A 16,426-nucleotide genomic window follows, 5' to 3' on the forward strand; every position below is an offset into this window, starting at 1 on the left:
GCCTCATTGCAAGCGTCGAATTGCGGTGATCTTGAGACCTTTGGCGGCAAAACGCGATCGTGCCGCAACCAGCGGCTCGCTCGCTGAACACATGTGGAAAGCGTTGGCGTGCAGAAGGGTTTCGCCGTCGCGCATCAGGCCGACATGGCCCTCCCAGAAAATGAGATCGCCGCGGCGAAGCGGCGGCAGATCATCGCCAATTTCGAGCGCCTCGCCGATCTCGGCCGCCTGCATATCGGCATCCCTCGGTGCCTGTCTCCCGGCCGTGTGAAGTGCGACCTGGACGAGGCCCGAGCAGTCGATACCGGCATCCGTCTTGCCGCCCCAGAGATAGGGGACGCCCAGAAAACTCTCCGCCACGGCAGTCCAGTCGGGCTCACGCGGGGCGTCCACGGGAGACAGATGCTGCATGACGACGGCACCGGCGGGTTCGATGAGACCGTAACGGGCGTTCTTATCCTGCGCCTCCCCCGTCACCGCCACTTCGGCGCCGAGAGGCAAGGTCATGAGCGGCGGCAGTTTGATATCGGGGCCCGGAAACAGAAAGGTGCTTCGCGCGGCAACGCGATGGGTGGGTCCCGTTACCTCTGCCCGCAGCGAGGCGGTCGGCAGCCAGCCGACATAGCCGTCGCCTTCGAGCTGGCCCCAGGCCCAGCCCTCGCCGGTCTCTTCGAAGACGCGGACAATTTCGCCATAGAGGGCCTGCGTCTCGAGTGCGCCCATCGGGTTCGGCTCGCGTCTCACCGGCGCCGTTCCTTCGACCACCTGATAGAGACTGCCTTCGACGTAGCGTGGGGCCTCTACTTGTCCCTTGAGGCGCGCATCCGCGAGGTCGCGCCGGAAAGCGTTGCGGCGCGGATCAAGCTTCGTCATCGTGTCACATCCTCGGTCTTGGCCACCACGAGGTCGGCGAAGCGCTCCAGAAAGAGCGCCCCGTCCACCGTTCGCTGCACCAGAACATTGCGCATGTCTTTGGGATCGCGCTTGCGGGTCAGAAGGCCGTGCCGGCCGAGCGTATCGAGCGCGCGGGTGATGACGGCCTTGGTGACGCCGAGTTTTGCGGCAAGCCCGCGGACCGTATGCGGCGGCGCCTCCAGATAGACGATCAAGAGGACCGTCATCTGGCGCGCCGTCAGATCCGGCTCGTCGGCACGCACCAGCGACAGCGTCACCTCGTGCCACAGACGCAGAGCCTGGCTCGACCGCAGGATCGTCATGAGAGGCCGAATTCGGGCACGTCAGCCCCGGCCGTAGCGCTCGGCGCAATAGGCGAAGAGCGCCCGAATCCCTTGCGCCTCGCCGCCTTTGGGTCCGAGAGCCCGTGCCTTCGGCGCCCAGCCGAAAATGTCGAAGTGCAGATAGGCCGGGCTTTCGGTCACGAAACGCGACAGAAACAGCGCGGCCGTGGTCGCCCCGGCGAAGCTGTTGCTCGAAATATGGTTCACATCGGCAATTTCGGAGGAGAGCCACGCATCGTAGGGCTTCCACAAGGGCAGCCGCCAGACGGGATCATGCTCCGTTTCGGCCGCAGCCTGAACGCCTCCCACGACGGCCTCGTCGTCGGTGAAGAAGGGCGCGATATCGGGTCCGACGGCGACGCGTGCGGCACCCGTCAAGGTCGCCATCGAGACGATGAGCTCGGGCTTTTCCTCATCAGCCAAAGCCAGAGCGTCGGCCAGAACCAGCCGGCCCTCCGCGTCGGTGTTGCCAATCTCGACCGTCAGGCCCTTGCGGCTCGGGAAGACATCGCCGGGGCGGAAGGCACGACCAGATATGGAGTTCTCCACGGCCGGGATGAGAACACGAAGGCGCACCTTCAGGCCCGCGAGCATGATCATGCGGGCAAGCCCCAAGACATTTGCCGCCCCGCCCATGTCTTTCTTCATCAGAAGCATCGAGGACGGCGGCTTGATGTCGAGGCCACCCGTGTCGAAGACGACGCCCTTGCCGACGAGCGTCAGCTTGGGATCGGCCTCGTCACCCCATCTCATATCGATCAGACAGGGTGCGCGGTCACTGCCGTGACCGACGGCATGGATGAGCGGATAGTTGCGCGCCAGCTCCTCGCCTTCGGTCAGCGTAAAATCAGCTCCCGTCTCTTCCGCCAGTTGCCGCGCCGCTGAGGCAAGCTCGGCAGGACCGAAATCGTTGGCCGGCGTGTTGATGAGATCGCGCGTGAGGCTGACGCTCTCCGCCGTGCGCCGCAGCGCTTCGATATCGAAATCATCCGGCAGGACGAGGCACGGCCGTTCCACGTTCGCTTCGCCATGATAGCGGGTGAAACGGTAGCCGCCGAGCGCGAAGCCGAGGGCGGCAAGGCGCAATTCGCCCAGCGCACCTTCGAGACGGTAATGTCCGTCCGGAAGCTTTTGCGCGAGCTTGCCGGTGAGAAACGGATTTCTGCCTAGACCGCCACGACCGGCTCCGAAGAGCACGCGTTCGAGCCCTCCGTCCGCTCCTGGAAGAAGTGCGATATCGCCGCTATGGGCGCAAAAGCCGCTGACATCCGCGAACTTGCGGTGCTGATCGCTGAGCCCGGCAAGGGCTTCGTCGAGCCCCGCTTCTTCGATGACCGTGACGGGCGTCACGCCCATTTCGGCGCCGACTTCGCCGGCCCTGACGAAAACTGGATGATTGCTCAAGATATCCTCCGATCGGCCCACCCCTAGGCGCGGGCGTCGGCCTTTGCAACGAGGACGATCCTGGAAGATGCATGACCTGCCGCATTTAGCGTTAACGAATGCTTAGCCAGTGAGGCCTACATCTTGGCGCATAACGTGCCAGAACGGGACAGCCTCCATGCGGATGCGGCCAAGTCAGAAATCAGGTGCGGCGCTTCTTCGAACCGCTGCCATTCTTTCGCTCGTGGCCTTTGCGGCGGGATGCCAGAGCCGGCAGGCCGATGCGCCTCGCACCACCGGCTCGATCGGCGCGACACAGACGCTCGAAGTGTCCAATCTCAGCCACGACCAGGCGCTGCGCGCCGTCCAGGCCTGGGGCGCGCGGTACAGCAGCGATGAAAAAGACAGAGTCGCGGCGCTCAATTATGCGGCAGCGTTGCGGGCGGCCGGCCAGCCGTCTCAGGCCGTGGCCGTTTTGCGCAAAGCCATCATCTTCCATCCGAAAGACCGGCAGGTGCTTGCCGCCTTCGGCAAGGCGCTTGCCGAGAACGGAGAGTTCCAGGAAGCGTTGGCGACCGTGCAGCGGGCTCAGCATCGCGACAATCCGGATTGGCGCCTGCTCGCGACGGAAGGGGGTATCCTCGATTCCGTCGGCCAGAACGAACAGGCGCGTCAGGCCTACCGTCAGGCGCTCGTGCTCGCCCCCGGCGAGCCGCAGATCCTCAACAATCTCGGCATGTCCTACACGCTGACCGGCGAGCTCGACGAGGCCGAGAAAGTGCTCCGCCAGGCGGCCGCCAACCCCACCGCATCAGCGAAGGTGCGCCAGAACCTGGCGCTCGTCCTCGGGCTTCAGGGGAATTTCCGCGAGGCGGAGGCGGTCGCTTCGCAGGATCTCTCGCTTGAAGAAGCACAAGCAAACATCGCCTATCTGCGGGCGATGCTGGCCCAGAAAGACACCTGGAAGGACATCAAGCAGGCGGGCTGAGGGGCATCGCCGCAACGCCAGCGATCCTGCGTTTTCGGCCCCACCCGCAGCATCTGGCCTCGCGCGCGCAAAATGCCGCCGCGCCTCAATTCATCGCCATCACCTGGATCGCCGCCGGCGTGATGATCACGGCGAACAGGACCGGCAGAAAGAACAGGATCATCGGCACGGTGAGCTTCGGCGGCAGCGAAGCCGCCTTCTTTTCGGCCTCCGCCATGCGCATGTCACGGTTTTCTTGGGCCAGTACGCGCAGGGACTGGCCGAGCGGCGTGCCGTATTTTTCCGCCTGAACGAGGCTCGTCACGACCGCGCGCACACCCTCGACACCGGTGCGCTTGCCGAGATTCTCATACGCCTTGCGCCGATCCTGGAGATAGGAGAGCTCCGCCGTCGTCAGCGACAGTTCCTCCGCCAGTTCCACCGATTGATGGCCGATCTCCTCCGACACCTTTCGGAAGGCCGATTCGATACCCATGCCCGATTCGACGCAGATGAGGAGGAGGTCGAGCGCATCCGGCCAGGCCTGCTTGATGGCCGTCTGGCGCTTCGTCGTGCGGTTCTTCACGTAGAGCCCGGGCAGATAATAGCCGAGATAGGCGGCTGCCACGACGATCACGAGCTTGATCGTGGGAGGCTGATCGATTGGATCGAGACCGAAGAGATAAAGCGCCGAGGCGATGAACATCCCGAGCGGCGCGAGAAGGCGAGCCGCGAGAAAGAAGAGAACCGGATTCTGGCCGCGCAGGCCCGCCATTCTGAGCTTGTTGACGATCTCGCCGTCTTCCGCCTGCTTCAGAAGGTTGAAGCGGTCGACGAAGTTTTTGACCCAGCGCGTCGGTTCGGGCTTCAGCGTCGCCTGTTTCTTGGCGGCATCCAGCTTGGCACGCTCGCGCGCGCGGATACGCTCACGCTCACTCGACACCTGCTTCATACGCGCGGAAAGATTGTCGCCGGCAAGATAGGGCCAGGCGAGAACGACGATCGCCGAGAACACCGACAGCGCCGAGGCAAGGGCGATGAAGAGATCGGCATTTTGCTGAATGAGGTTCATGGCCGGGCGCTAGAAATCAAAGTTGATCATTTTGCGCATCACGAGGATGCCGGTCATCATCCAGAACGCAGACGCCGCCAGGACGATATGGCCGAGCGTCGTTGTAAAGAGCAGAGCGATGTAATCGGGGCTCGTCAGATAGACGATCGACCCGACGATGATCGGCAGGCTACCGATGATCATCGCCGAGGACTTCGCCTCCGAGCTCATCGCCTTGATCTTTCCGGCCATCTTCTTGCGCTCGCGTAGAACCTTGGAGAGGTTCGACAGCGCCTCGGCGAGACTGCCGCCCGTGCGCGATTGGATGGCGATGACGATGGCGAAGAAATTCGCTTCCTGCAGCGGGATGCGTTCGGGCAGCTTGGAAACCGCCTCATCGAGCGGCATACCGAGCGTCTGGTCCTCGATGATCTCGCGGAATTCAGTCGAAACCGGCGGCGAGGCTTCGGCGGCGATGATTTTCATGCAATCGATCAACGGCAGACCCGCCTTGACCCCGCGCACCACCACGTCGAGCGCGTTCGGGAATTCGGCCGTAAACTGCTTGAAGCGGCGCTTGCGCAGGAAATTCACATATCCATAGGGCAGAAGAATGCCGAGGCCGATGCCGAAACCCACTGCAGGCACAAGGGGCAGAATGCCCAAGAGCACCAGAAGCGTAATCGCCAAAAGCGCGGTGACGGCGCAAATCACGGTGAAAGTCCTGGCCGACCAGGAAAGGCCGGCCTGACGCATACGCAAGACAAGGGTCGGTTTGCGGCTGCGTTTCGATTTCTGCTGCTCTTCGATCTCGCGCAGCGTTTCTTCCACGCTGCGGCGCCGGCGGCCTTCTTCGCCACCCTTGCGCTCCGTGGTGAGAGGACGAGCGGTGACCCCTTCGACACGCTTTTGACTGCGCGAGCCGCCTCCGAGCCCCGACGAAAAGAGCGCGAAGATCACGCCCCCGACCGAGAGGATTATGACGCCGACAAGGGCGAGCTTGATCATCTCGGGCGTCAGCACGGCCGCGCCCTCTCACACCTGCGACGATCTCTGGCCCGGGCTCCGCTCATGCGCGCATCGGCTCGTCCGCCTCGGCAGCATCGAGAGCCGCGGCAAGGCGCTGTTCTTCGTTGAAATAGCGCGCCCGGTCCCAGAAGGCGGGACGGCCGATGCCGGTCGAGCGATGGCGGCCGAGAACGCGCCCATCCTTGTCTTCGCCTACGATGTCATAGACGAAGAGATCCTGCGTGATGATGACGTCGCCTTCCATCCCGAGCACCTCGGTGATGTGGGTGATGCGGCGCGAACCGTCGCGCAGACGCGCGGCCTGGACGATGACGTCGATCGAGGAGACCATCATTTCGCGGATGGTGCGCGAGGGCAGCGCGTAGCCGCCCATGGTGATCATCGATTCAATACGGCTCAGCGCCTCACGCGGCGAGTTGGCGTGCAAGGTGCCCATCGAGCCGTCATGGCCCGTATTCATAGCCTGTAGGAGGTCGAAGGCTTCCGGTCCGCGCACCTCGCCGACGATGATACGTTCCGGGCGCATACGCAGGCAGTTCTTGACGAGATCACGCATCGTCACCTCACCCTCGCCTTCGAGGTTCGGCGGACGGGTCTCCAGGCGCACGACATGCGGCTGCTGCAATTGCAGTTCGGCCGCGTCCTCGCAGGTGACGATACGCTCGTCGTGATCGATGTAGCGGGTCAGGCAGTTCAACAGCGTGGTCTTGCCCGAACCAGTGCCGCCGGACACCAGCACGTTGCAGCGAACCCGGCCGATGATCTGCAGAATGGTCGCGCCTTCCGGCGTGATCGTGCCGAAGCGGACGAGCTGATCGAGGGTGAGCTTGTCCTTCTTGAACTTTCGAATGGTGAGAGCGGGCCCGTCGATCGACAAAGGCGGAGCAATGACGTTGACGCGCGATCCATCGGGCAGGCGCGCGTCGCAGATCGGGCTCGATTCGTCGACCCGGCGGCCGACCTGGCTGACGATACGCTGGCAGATATTCAGAAGCTGCGCGTTGTCGCGGAAGCGGATGTCCGTCTCCTCGACCTTGCCCAGAACTTCGATGAAGACCTGCTCGAAACCGTTGACCATGATGTCGGCGATGTCGTCGCGCGCCAGCAGCGGCTCGAGCGGCCCATAGCCGAGAACATCGTTGCAGATATCTTCAAGCAGCTCCTCCTGCTCGGAGATCGACATCACCAGGTTCTTCACCGTGATGATGTCGTTGACGATATCGCGGATTTCCTCGCGCGCCTGCTCGGCATCCATCTTGGCAAGCTGCGACAGGTCGATCGTGTCGATCAGCGCGCCGAAGATCTGCGTTTTGACGCGGTAATATTCTTCCGACTTGCGCGGCCGCGCTGCGATTTTCGCGGACTTCGCCGGCACAGGCGGCGGTGTCAGGCTGGGGGCAGCCGGGGCCGCCGCCTTCACCGCACTCTCCGATACGGCAGGCTTCTTCTGCGCCTCGGACGATGGCTTCGGTCGTTGCCCTTGTTCGAGCTCGGTGACGCTGCGCTTGCCGAACATACACTCTTCCCTGGGTTACGCGGCCCGCTTCGATTTGGGTTTCGACTTCAGCTTTTCGAGCAAAGGTCCCAAGAGGAGGCTCGATTTACGCCCGTGCTTGGTCTCTTTGCGGCCGGTGACAACCTGGGCCAGGTCCATGAAGATCTCATTGACATTGGATTTCGCCGAGGCTTCGGCAATCATCTGGCCGTTGTTGGCTGCCGTCCCGAAAAGAAGCGGATCAAAGGGGATCACGGCACTCGTCGGCAATTGCAGCGCGGCGGCAAAATCGTCCGCCTTGATCTCCGGCTGGCGCGGCACGCCGACCTTGTTCAGAACGAGCCTCGGAGGCGCATCGTTGGGCCGCGCCTGTTTGAGGAAGTCGACCAGATTTTTGGTGTTGCGCAGATTGGCGAGATCGGGGGTCGCGGTGATGATGATTTCATCGGCCGCAAGCAACGTCTTGCGCGCCCAAGCGGTCCAAAGGTGCGGCAGGTCGAGCACCACCATCGGCACATTCGACTGCACGAGATCAAGGACGTGGTCGAAGGCCTCTTCGTCGAAATCGTAGGTCTTGTCGAGCGTCGCGGGGGCAGCGAGCAGGCTCAGATGCTCCTGGCACTTGGTCAGGAGGCGGTCGAGGAGGACCTCGTCGAGACGGTCGGAGCCGAAGACGGCGTCCGCCATGCCCTGCGGCGGATCCTCGTTAAAGTCGAGGCCCGCAGTCCCGAATGCCAGGTCGAGATCGGCGAGGATGACGTCAGAGGCGAAGACGGAGGCCATCGTCGAGGCGAGATTATGGGCGACTGTTGAAGATCCCACGCCGCCTTTGGCGCCGATGAAGGCGAAGACCTGTCCGAGCTTCGCGCTGCCTTCGTCGCTATAGATATCGGCGATGGCACGGATCACGGCCATAACGTCGATCGGCGCGACGAGATATTCGCTGACGCCGCGCCTGATCAGTTCACGATAGGTTGCCACATCGTTGGAATGGCCGATGACGAGAACCTTCGTGCCGGCGTCGCAGACTTCCGCGAGCTCATCTAGGCGCGCCAGAAGATCTTCTTTCTCCAGGCGGCTTTCGACCACGATCAGATTGGGGGTCGGCGCGGAGCGATAGAACTCGCAGGCCGCACCAAGACCGCCGGTATGCACCTTGCAATGCGCGCGCGCCATGCGCCGGTCGGAGCAGGCCATATCGAAAGTGGCAGCGACTTCCGGCGTATCGCAAAATGCCTGGATGGTGACGCGCGGGACCGGCTTGATATCGGCCTTCTCCGTCGTCTCCGGCTCGGACATTCCCTCCGCAAAGGGGTCGTCGAAATCATTGCTGCTCATCGGGCTATCAATCTCCCAAATCGCTGCTGATCAGGGTTATGCCGGACTTGGTCTCTGAACCCGAAGCATAGTCCTGAAGAACCTTCGCGCGCCGTGTCGCGTTCGCCGGAGACATCTGGCGCGGCTGCAGCAGATCAGCAGGATTGGCCACCATAGCGGCAAGATTGTGCTGCGAAGCACAGCCGAAGTTGTAGTATTCGCGATTGTCCGTCGTGGCGGTCACGTCGTCCGGCCAGACACCGCATTTCGGTGTCACCGCCTTGACCTTCAAATAGGACAGACGCACGGGGGCCGCGCGGCTCGCATTGCTGCGATAGGGCGCAACGCGCACGAGTTCCGGCTCAACCCCCGCCTCCAAGACGGCTGCTCGGATGGCGCGCGAGGCCGCCGCGGCTGCGATGTCATTGCCGGAGCCGCTCGGCACCTGAACGGTCACCGAACCGATGCCTGTGTCACGATAGCCGAGAGCGTAATCGTAAATCGCATCCTTGATCTCAGGCGACAAATGCCCGCCACGCATCCCGATCGGGATATCGAGCGTCTCAGCCTCCTCCGAAACCATAATGGGATGTCTCAGGCGATAATCCTGCCGCTCGAGTCCGGCTTGGTTAATATTTTGTGACTGGCAACCGGCCAGGAGCCAGGCAGAGAGGACGAGCGCGAACGCTGCCTTCGCCCCACCCCTGCGGCCATGACATGCGAAGGATTGCATGAAGTCGTTCCCCTTATCCGATCAGTCGAACGAAAATCCGACCTGACCGGCGTAAACACCCGTCGGGCGGTCTCCCTGGGCGCCATAGCGCTTGACCAAACTGCCAAGAAAATAAGCCTCGGCGTCATTGGCCATCGCCATATTGTCGTCGGGACGAGCGAGTTTCTGCGGCGACACCGGTTTGACCACGTAGGGTGTGATGATGACGACAAGCTCCGTTTGGGAGCGCAGGAAATCCTTGGAGGAGAACAGAGCCCCGAGAATTGGCAAGTGCTGCAATCCCGGCAGGCCCGAAACCGCACGACGGGTTTCGTCCTGGATGAGGCCGGCAATGGCGAAAGCTCCGCCAGAGGGGAGCTCGACCGTCGTCTCTGCGCGGCGCACGGTAATTCCGGGAATGGTGATACCGGCAGCCGTCGAAAAGGAGCCTTCGGTCGCGAGGTCGCTCACTTCGGTGCGCACCTTGAGGCTGATGCGACCTGCGTCGAGAACGACGGGCGTGAAAGCGAGATTGACGCCGAACTGCTTGAACGCCACCGAAATGTTGCCGTCGTCATCGACTGCAACCGGCACCGGGAATTCGCCACCTACCAAAAAATTGGCTGTCTCGCCGGACACGGCCGTCAGATTGGGTTCGGCGAGGTTGCGCAGCATGCTCGCCTCTTCCAAGGCCTTGATGCTCGCTGAGAGCTTATTGCCATTGTTGTTCCAGGCAAACCCGCCCGAGGCGGGATCGGTGTTGGTGTTGATCGGAAAATTGAACGGCGAGAGGCTGCTCACCCCAGTGACAGCACCGCCGCTGATGGCGCCAAAACCTAGATTGCCGTCTTGCAGCATTGCCTGGGTGTTGATGCCGAGCTGTTTGACGATCTCGCGATTCACCTCCGCAATCGTGACACGCAGATTGACCTGCTCCTGGCCCGTGATCTTGAGGAGGTTGATGATGCCAGGGCCGTCGTCGGAAGAGCCCCCGTTGCCGCCACCCGTAGTGATGGTGATGGAGCCGGCACTCGTGCCCCCACCGCCACCGGACGATTGAATGAGGCTTCTGGCGATCTGTTCGGCTTTCTGAGAGGCGCTGGAGGACGGGACATAGCCCGTTAGAACGATCGACCCATTGATGACTTCGGCATTGATCTGGGCGTCGGGAATCGCCGTGCGGAGAAGCCGGTTCAGCGGTGTCAGATCCGTTTCAACGTAAAGGTCGAGGCTGGCGATCTGCCTTCCGGCGGCATCGAAGAGAAAGACGTTCGCCTGGCCGGTTTTGACGCCGATCAGATAAAGCCTGGTGGAGGTGCGCAACACCGCATCTGCGATCTCCGGGTTCGAGACGAGGACGTCCCCCGCCGCGCGGGGAAGCTCCACGACCATGGATTTGTTGACGCCGAGGCGTAGAGGCTGGTTCTGCGAGGCCCCAGTCGCGCTCAGCGTCACGCTGCGAGGAAAGTCGGACGCGGCCTTGCTCGCCCCTGCCAAGGGCAAGGAAAGAGCAACAAAAGTCAGCATCGCCAGCGCCCATCTGTGCGCATGCCCGATCATCTTCACTCTCCTTTTGGGGGCAAGGCGCGCAATCATTGCGTCTTCACCAGCTGTTCGTCGCCAAAGCGGATCACCTTGACGGTGCTTGAACGGTTGCGGTCGATGGCGGTATCCGCATCGTCGGCATCCGCCATGCTCCGCAGCGCGAGCGACAAGGTCCCGCTGCTTGCGGCCGCCGTCACGACCTCGGCTTCGCGCGGGGTCACTTCCAGCGTCGCCGTCTTACCGATGACGACCGGCTCGCCCTCGCGCTCCTGCACGGTCTGATCGACGGCCAGAACGCGAATATTGCGGAGGATTGTGCGGGTGACCTGAGAGCGGGATTCGCCGCCTTCCTCAGAGGACGTCAGAAGAATATCGACGCGGTCATTGGGAAGGACGAAACCACCGGCCGCACTTTCGGCCGAAACGCGAACGGCAATGGCACGCTGTCCTTCTGGGAGGATCGCCGACATGAAGCCGGACTCGGCGGTGGCGAGCTTGCCGTCGCGGATCGGTTCGCCGTTCAGGAATTGATTACGGACGACGACGCCTGAGAGCTTTTCAATCGCATCCGGCCGTGCCGTCTTCTTGATGAAGGCAGGATTGATGCTGTCTTCGGGCCAGGGTTGCCAACGCATGTTCGAAACGCTGAGCGTGACGCCTTGCGGAAGATCTGCGGAGGCGACCAGGATGTCGCGCATCGCGACCTGCGGAGCGGGCGTGGCGGCGGGCTCGTTCGCCGGCCCGCTATCGAGGTTGAGCGCCAGATAGGCGGCCGCACCTCCGGCAAGGAGGGCAACAACCAGGACGATCAATCGGATTGGGGCCATCGCGTGGAGAACCTCGGCTGACGCAATTCACGCCTAAGGGCGCTCAAGCCGGAGTTTCTTCGGGAATGGTCAAGGTATGGTTAATACGCCGGGCCATCTGTCCCTTTCTGGGACGCAATCAAAAATTGCCTCGGCCGATCAATCCGTATCCAGAGGTAGAAGTTACCTCGATGATCATGCGAGCCGGGGGAGCCAATCGGTCTGATGAAACAGAATCAAGGCCGCGGCAGCAAAAGCCACGCCATAGGGCACGCCGCTCTCTCCGTCGCGGAAACGGCCGAGGCAGTTAGGCCAATAATTGGGAAAGGGGACGCGGCCCATTCGCAGTTGCAGAACGAGGAGGGTCAACAGCCCTCCCAGCACGGAGGCCAGAGCAAAATACGGCAGCACATCGTCCCAGCCGAACCACAAGGCGGCTACACTGGCAAGCTTGGCATCACCTCCACCGATCCAGCCGGCAGCAAAAAACGCGAAGGTCACGCAAAAGGTGGCGAGCCCGACAGCGAGGCTCAGCCCCATTTCATGCAGCGTCAATCCTGCAAGCGGCGCAGCAATCAGCCACAAAATGAGGAGAAATAGGACCAGGACGTTGCGAATCTTGAACGTCAAAAGGTCCATGATTCCCGCATAGGTCATCAGCAGCGGGAAAAGAAGTAGAACGGCGTATTTGAGAAGAGCGATTGCGGACACGCCATTCTCCCGGAAGGCATTGGCCCCGATAATTTCTTGGTCGTCACGGTCCCCAAAAGAGAAACGGAGGGCGACAGCCCTCCGTTGCATTTACGCCCGCTGCGAAGGCCAAATCTCGTGTTTAGCCCTCAGCTCGCGCCGAGCCCGCTCGCCACCGAGCTGAAGGTCGTCTTCAGACTGGTGCCCAGCGTCGTCAGCACGGCGATGATCACGACCGAAACCAGCGCGGCAATCAGGCCATATTCGATGGCGGTCGCACCGGATTCGTCCTTCATGAAGCGGTTCACAAGCTTCTTCATCTCTCTGCTCCTTCTGTCGTCACCCCGAACGCCCGCCGTTGCGGTCTTTGGTGCCCGGGAACTAGGGACAATGCCTAGCAACAATTGTTTGCGGCAATCTTAATCCAATCATCCAGAGAGCCAGGGCAATGCTGCACGAGGAAGCTTGCGCGAAGCATGTGCCGAGATCTCTTCAAATTACGGAATTGGGCTAAGCCCGCCACAATTCCAGAACTTTATATCGAAAAATCATGCACTTACGAGACCCAATGTTCTCCAAACAAATTTTAGCGACGCGGAACAGCGAGGAGCCTTTGCGCGAAGTTCTTTGCAATTCGTTCACCCTTCTTACGTATTGTGCTGACGAATTTAGTAAGGAAGACCTCATGCCAAGCATGCGCACCAGGACGAATCGAGCCGCTTCCGCTCGCATCCTGGGAGGGCTGCTGCCCCTTCTCCTTCTTGTCGCGACGAGCCTTCCCGCGCGTGCGGACACGATCGCACTCACCATCGATTTCGCCAAGGTGATGAAGCTCGACAAGCCGGTGTCGACGATCGTGATCGGCAATCCGGGGATCGCGGACGCAACGGTGGAGGATGAACAAACCCTCGTCCTCACGGGCAAGGCGGCCGGCACGACCAACTTGATCGCACTTGATCAGGATGGACACGAGGTTGCGAACGCCACCTTGCAGGTGGTGTCGAACGACCGGCAGCTCACGACAATCTTCTATGGATCCAACCGCCAGACACTGTCCTGCTCACCAATCTGCGAGAAGGTGATTTCCGTCGGCGACGCGGCGACGAATTTCGAGCAGGCGAGCAGCCAGATTCAGCAACGCCAAAGTTTCGCTCGCGGTCGTTGACCTCTGCGGTCGGGCAAAGCCCGGCATGCCTCGTCATCGCGCCTGCTCCTGCGGCAGAATCCAAGACCCGCGCCGACGCCTTGTCGTCCGGCGCCGATCAGATTCGCCTTGATTGCGACCGATGGCGACAACACCCATAACGACCTTTAAGGGAGCCTAGATGCTGAAGGAGTTCCGTGAGTTCGCCCTCAAAGGCAATGTCCTCGACATGGCCGTCGGCATCATCATCGGCGCGGCCTTCGGCGCGATCGTCTCCTCTCTCGTCGATGACATCCTGATGCCGCCGATCGGTCTTCTTCTGGGCGGAGTGGACTTCTCGCAGTTCTTCGTCGTGCTGAAGGGCGAGGGCACCTTCAACACCATCACGCAGGCAAAGCAGGCCGGCGCCGTCACGTGGAACATCGGTCTTTTCATCAATGCGCTCGTCAAATTCCTGATTGTCGCCTTTGCCGTCTTCCTGCTGATCAAGGTCGTGAACCGGCTGATGCGCAAGCGTGAGGAAAAGCCAGCGGCGGCTCCCGAAGTGCCGGAAGACATCCGGTTGCTTCGCGAAATCCGGGATGCGCTACAGACACGCAATCCGGCGGCAAAAGAGGGAAATCCGACCTTTTGAACCCACCAAAGCGCTAGACGCGCTCGGTGAACGGGCGCTACAAATTGCGCATGAGCGCCCTTCCCACCGATCTCCCCGAACCCGGAACGCAACTTCTTTCCACGCTTCGCCAGGAGGCGCTCGCAGCGCCCGATTCCGGCATCGTGGAGGTGATGAATTACGGCCGCGAAAGGCCGGGCATGATCCCGCTTTGGGCCGGGGAAGGCGACCTTCCGACCCCCGGCTTCATCTGCGAGGCGGCGGCACGCTCGCTCGCCGCTGGTGAGACTTTCTATACTTGGCAGCGCGGCATCCCGCCTCTGCGGGAAGCGCTCGCGCGCTACCATCAGCATCTTTATGGGCGAGATTTTTCCGCCGAGCGTTTCTTCGTAACGGGCTCCGGAATGCAGGCGATCCAGATCGCCATCGCGGCCGTTGCTGGCACCGGTGACGAGGTGGTGATCCCGACACCCGCCTGGCCGAACTGCGCGGCGGCGACTGGACTTGCGGGCGCCACGGCCGTGCATGTGCCGATGCATTTCACCGACAATGCCGGCTGGCGTCTCGATATCGACGAGCTTCTTGCCGCAACGGGCGAGAAGACGAAGGCGATCTTCCTCAATTCGCCATCGAACCCGACCGGCTGGACCGCGACGCGGGAGGAATTGCAGGCCATCCTCGATTTCGCCCGCAAGCGTCAGCTCTGGATCATCGCCGACGAGGTCTATAACCGCTTCTTCTTCGCGGGCGAGCGCGCACCGTCTTTCTATGACATCGCGCGGGACGACGACCCGATCCTTTTCGTCAACACTTTCTCCAAAAACTGGGCGATGACGGGCTGGCGCGTCGGCTGGATCGGGGCGCCGCCGGCGCTCGGCCGGGTGCTTGAGAATCTCATCCAGTATTCGACTTCCGGCGTCGCCGTCTTCATGCAGCGCGCGGCGACCGTTGCCGTCGACGAAGGCGAACCCTTCATCGCCGAACAGGTGGAACGTGCCCGCCAGAGCCGGGACGTGATCTGCGGGGCGCTGCAATCCTCCCCGCGCACACGCTTCACCTGGCCCGACGGTGCCTTCTATCTCTTCTTCTCCATCAAAGGCGAAGAGGAAACGGGAAAGCTCGGCTTGCGTCTCGTTGACGAGGCAAATGTCGGCGTGGCGCCCGGCACGGCCTTCGGAGCGGCGGGCGAGGCTTTCATGCGGCTTTGCTTTGCGCGCAAGCCCGAGGACATGGCCGAAGCCGGGCGGCAGCTCGCAAACTGGCTCGCGAGGTGAGTGGCCAGACCGGCGGCTTCGCCCTTCCTCCTCGCGAAACCCTCGTTCGGGTCGCAGCCACCCTTGCCCTGTCGACGGCGGGGGGAGGTCTGTTTGCTCTGATCGGCCTGCCGGCCGCGTGGATTTCCGGCGGCATGCTCTTCGTCGCCGCGTCCAGTCTCGGGGGCTTCCAGACGGAGATCCCGAGCGGACTGCGCAATGTCGTCTTCCTCGTTCTCGGCGTGATTTCCGGAACCGGGGTAACGCCCGCAACGCTCAACGAGGTGTCGAGCTGGCCGGTCAGCTTTTTCGCCCTTGCGATCACTGTGATCCTGGTCACCGTCGGAAGCTACCTTCTCCTTGTGCGCATGTTCCGGTGGGACCGCCACAGCGCGCTTTTCGCAGCTCTGCCCGGGGCGCTTTCCTTCGTGCTGGCAGCCGCCGAAATGACCTCTGCCGATCTTCGACGCGTCGCCATCGCTCAGAGCCTTCGGCTCATCATCCTGCTCGAGGCGCTGCCGCTTGCCGCCTTCCTGGCTGGCGTTCATCCGAGTGCGGTTAGCGCCCGCGGCGTCGCCTCCGTCGATTGGGGCGAGCTTTTTCTGCTCTTCGCCGCCGGGGCCGTTTGCGGATTTCTTCTCTACAAGCTGCGCATCCCGGGCGGGCAGATGCTCGGCGGCCTCCTTGCGGCAGCCGTGCTGTGCGTCTCCGGCGTGGTCGAGACGGCGATCCCCGCCTTCATCCTCATCCCGAGCCTGATCGGCATCGGTGCCATTGCCGGCTGCAGGCTGAGACCTGAAGACCGGTCCCTTTTGCCGAAGATCCTGACCGCCGCAGGCGCTTCCTTCGCCATCGCCGTCGTCATTTCCGCGATCGGCGCGGCGATCACGAGCATGATCCTCGATATTTCGCTGTTGCAGACGTTCATGGCCTTCGCGCCGGGGGCGCTCGAGGCGCTGACCATCCTCGCCTTCACGATGAATGTGGACCCGGCCTATGTCGCGGCCCACCACGTGGTGCGGTTCGCAGCCCTTGCCCTCGCAGTGCCTCTTCTGGCGCGCTGGCTGATGCGGCAGGAGGGACACGCCGCTCCCGATCCCGAAGAACCTTGGCAGCGCGGGCGCAGCGAACGCGCGAAGAAGAAGTAGCGGCCGCGGCACCTCGGCACATCCATCCTGAAAAA

The 16,426-nt window shown here is 62.3% G+C and carries 17 protein-coding genes; 5 read left to right on the forward strand and 12 right to left on the reverse strand.

Going from position 1 to position 16,426, the window contains the following annotated elements:
• Positions 1-3: 3 nt before the first annotated feature.
• Genes BLP76_RS08350 through BLP76_RS08360 form a run of 3 tightly spaced genes read right to left on the reverse strand, consistent with a single transcriptional unit; the run spans position 4 to position 2,594 of the window.
• On the reverse strand, positions 4-873 hold the full coding sequence (locus BLP76_RS08350) for a C40 family peptidase (protein ID WP_092811566.1): 870 nt from the start codon (positions 871-873) through the stop codon (positions 4-6).
• Entirely contained in the window at positions 870-1,217 is a 348-nt protein-coding gene (locus tag BLP76_RS08355) for a MarR family transcriptional regulator (protein WP_092811568.1), read from the reverse strand. Before BLP76_RS08355 ends, BLP76_RS08350 begins: the two co-directional genes overlap by 4 nt.
• Positions 1,218-1,238: 21 nt before the next feature.
• A complete protein-coding gene (locus BLP76_RS08360; RefSeq protein WP_092812069.1) occupies positions 1,239-2,594 on the reverse strand; it encodes a leucyl aminopeptidase family protein in 1,356 nt (451 codons plus the stop codon).
• A gap of 205 nt (positions 2,595-2,799) precedes the next feature.
• Here BLP76_RS08360 and BLP76_RS08365 point away from each other — a divergent pair, with 205 nt between their 5' ends.
• The gene (locus BLP76_RS08365; RefSeq protein WP_092811570.1) at positions 2,800-3,609 is read left to right on the forward strand and encodes a tetratricopeptide repeat protein; all 810 of its coding nucleotides are present in this window, start codon (positions 2,800-2,802) and stop codon (positions 3,607-3,609) included.
• Positions 3,610-3,694: 85 nt separating this feature from the next.
• Here BLP76_RS08365 and BLP76_RS08370 read toward each other — a convergent pair whose 3' ends face one another.
• The 9 genes from BLP76_RS08370 to BLP76_RS08410 all read right to left on the reverse strand — a co-directional run bounded on the left by BLP76_RS08370 (position 3,695) and on the right by BLP76_RS08410 (position 12,553).
• Positions 3,695-4,660: a type II secretion system F family protein gene (locus BLP76_RS08370; RefSeq protein WP_092811572.1), complete on the reverse strand. Its 966-nt coding sequence runs from the start codon at positions 4,658-4,660 to the stop codon at positions 3,695-3,697.
• Between the two features lie 9 nt (positions 4,661-4,669).
• Positions 4,670-5,647, reverse strand: coding sequence for a type II secretion system F family protein (locus BLP76_RS08375; RefSeq protein ID WP_092812071.1), 978 nt, complete (start codon positions 5,645-5,647; stop codon positions 4,670-4,672).
• A gap of 61 nt (positions 5,648-5,708) precedes the next feature.
• A complete protein-coding gene (locus BLP76_RS08380) occupies positions 5,709-7,184 on the reverse strand; it encodes a TadA family conjugal transfer-associated ATPase (RefSeq protein WP_092811574.1) in 1,476 nt (491 codons plus the stop codon).
• 15 nt (positions 7,185-7,199) lie between these two features.
• Positions 7,200-8,501 (reverse strand): AAA family ATPase, encoded by a 1,302-nt coding sequence (locus BLP76_RS08385; protein WP_244514513.1) that lies wholly within the window; start codon positions 8,499-8,501, stop codon positions 7,200-7,202.
• A gap of 7 nt (positions 8,502-8,508) precedes the next feature.
• Positions 8,509-9,213, reverse strand: coding sequence for a CpaD family pilus assembly protein (locus tag BLP76_RS08390; RefSeq protein ID WP_092811576.1), 705 nt, complete (start codon positions 9,211-9,213; stop codon positions 8,509-8,511).
• 21 nt (positions 9,214-9,234) lie between these two features.
• Positions 9,235-10,752 carry a type II and III secretion system protein family protein gene (locus BLP76_RS08395; protein ID WP_170130410.1) on the reverse strand — a complete coding sequence of 506 codons (1,518 nt, stop codon included), beginning with the start codon at positions 10,750-10,752 and terminating at the stop codon, positions 9,235-9,237.
• A 32-nt stretch (positions 10,753-10,784) separates the two neighbouring features.
• On the reverse strand, positions 10,785-11,564 hold the full coding sequence (cpaB, locus tag BLP76_RS08400) for a Flp pilus assembly protein CpaB (RefSeq protein WP_092811580.1): 780 nt from the start codon (positions 11,562-11,564) through the stop codon (positions 10,785-10,787).
• Positions 11,565-11,738: 174 nt separating this feature from the next.
• Positions 11,739-12,254, reverse strand: a complete 516-nt coding sequence (locus tag BLP76_RS08405; RefSeq protein WP_170130411.1) for an A24 family peptidase — start codon at positions 12,252-12,254, stop codon at positions 11,739-11,741.
• 128 nt (positions 12,255-12,382) lie between these two features.
• Positions 12,383-12,553, reverse strand: coding sequence for a Flp family type IVb pilin (locus BLP76_RS08410; protein WP_092811584.1), 171 nt, complete (start codon positions 12,551-12,553; stop codon positions 12,383-12,385).
• A gap of 248 nt (positions 12,554-12,801) precedes the next feature.
• Here BLP76_RS08410 and BLP76_RS08415 point away from each other — a divergent pair, with 248 nt between their 5' ends.
• The 4 genes from BLP76_RS08415 (at position 12,802) to BLP76_RS08430 (ending at position 16,391) form a co-directional block, all read left to right on the forward strand.
• On the forward strand, positions 12,802-13,398 hold the full coding sequence (locus BLP76_RS08415) for a pilus assembly protein N-terminal domain-containing protein (protein WP_170130412.1): 597 nt from the start codon (positions 12,802-12,804) through the stop codon (positions 13,396-13,398).
• A gap of 160 nt (positions 13,399-13,558) precedes the next feature.
• A complete protein-coding gene (mscL, locus tag BLP76_RS08420; protein ID WP_092811588.1) occupies positions 13,559-14,011 on the forward strand; it encodes a large conductance mechanosensitive channel protein MscL in 453 nt (150 codons plus the stop codon).
• A gap of 50 nt (positions 14,012-14,061) precedes the next feature.
• Complete coding sequence (locus BLP76_RS08425; RefSeq protein WP_092811590.1) at positions 14,062-15,264, forward strand: pyridoxal phosphate-dependent aminotransferase; 1,203 nt, start codon at positions 14,062-14,064, stop codon at positions 15,262-15,264.
• Positions 15,261-16,391: an AbrB family transcriptional regulator gene (locus BLP76_RS08430; protein WP_170130413.1), complete on the forward strand. Its 1,131-nt coding sequence runs from the start codon at positions 15,261-15,263 to the stop codon at positions 16,389-16,391. The genes BLP76_RS08425 and BLP76_RS08430 overlap by 4 nt, the downstream gene beginning before the upstream one ends.
• Positions 16,392-16,426: the final 35 nt, after the last annotated feature.

The sequence above is a fragment of the Afifella marina DSM 2698 genome (genome assembly GCF_900102695.1).
GTDB classification, from domain to species: Bacteria; Pseudomonadota; Alphaproteobacteria; order Rhizobiales; family Afifellaceae; genus Afifella; species Afifella marina.

Excerpts from the sequence above, each read along its gene's own strand:
- BLP76_RS08350 (WP_092811566.1), bottom strand. The coding sequence starts at position 873 with ATGACGAAGCTTGATCCGCGCCGCAACGCTTTCCGGCGCGACCTCGCG.
- BLP76_RS08385 (WP_244514513.1), bottom strand. The coding sequence starts at position 8,501 with ATGAGCAGCAATGATTTCGACGACCCCTTTGCGGAGGGAATGTCCGAG.
- BLP76_RS08390 (WP_092811576.1), bottom strand. The coding sequence starts at position 9,213 with ATGCAATCCTTCGCATGTCATGGCCGCAGGGGTGGGGCGAAGGCAGCG.
- BLP76_RS08410 (WP_092811584.1), bottom strand. The coding sequence starts at position 12,553 with ATGAAGAAGCTTGTGAACCGCTTCATGAAGGACGAATCCGGTGCGACC.
- BLP76_RS08395 (WP_170130410.1), bottom strand. The coding sequence starts at position 10,752 with ATGATCGGGCATGCGCACAGATGGGCGCTGGCGATGCTGACTTTTGTT.
- BLP76_RS08375 (WP_092812071.1), bottom strand. The coding sequence starts at position 5,647 with ATGATCAAGCTCGCCCTTGTCGGCGTCATAATCCTCTCGGTCGGGGGC.
- BLP76_RS08415 (WP_170130412.1), top strand. The coding sequence starts at position 12,802 with ATGTTCTCCAAACAAATTTTAGCGACGCGGAACAGCGAGGAGCCTTTG.
- BLP76_RS08380 (WP_092811574.1), bottom strand. The coding sequence starts at position 7,184 with ATGTTCGGCAAGCGCAGCGTCACCGAGCTCGAACAAGGGCAACGACCG.
- BLP76_RS08360 (WP_092812069.1), bottom strand. The coding sequence starts at position 2,594 with ATGGGCGTGACGCCCGTCACGGTCATCGAAGAAGCGGGGCTCGACGAA.
- cpaB (WP_092811580.1), bottom strand. The coding sequence starts at position 11,564 with ATGGCCCCAATCCGATTGATCGTCCTGGTTGTTGCCCTCCTTGCCGGA.
- BLP76_RS08425 (WP_092811590.1), top strand. The coding sequence starts at position 14,062 with ATGAGCGCCCTTCCCACCGATCTCCCCGAACCCGGAACGCAACTTCTT.
- BLP76_RS08355 (WP_092811568.1), bottom strand. The coding sequence starts at position 1,217 with ATGACGATCCTGCGGTCGAGCCAGGCTCTGCGTCTGTGGCACGAGGTG.
- BLP76_RS08370 (WP_092811572.1), bottom strand. The coding sequence starts at position 4,660 with ATGAACCTCATTCAGCAAAATGCCGATCTCTTCATCGCCCTTGCCTCG.
- mscL (WP_092811588.1), top strand. The coding sequence starts at position 13,559 with ATGCTGAAGGAGTTCCGTGAGTTCGCCCTCAAAGGCAATGTCCTCGAC.
- BLP76_RS08365 (WP_092811570.1), top strand. The coding sequence starts at position 2,800 with ATGCGGATGCGGCCAAGTCAGAAATCAGGTGCGGCGCTTCTTCGAACC.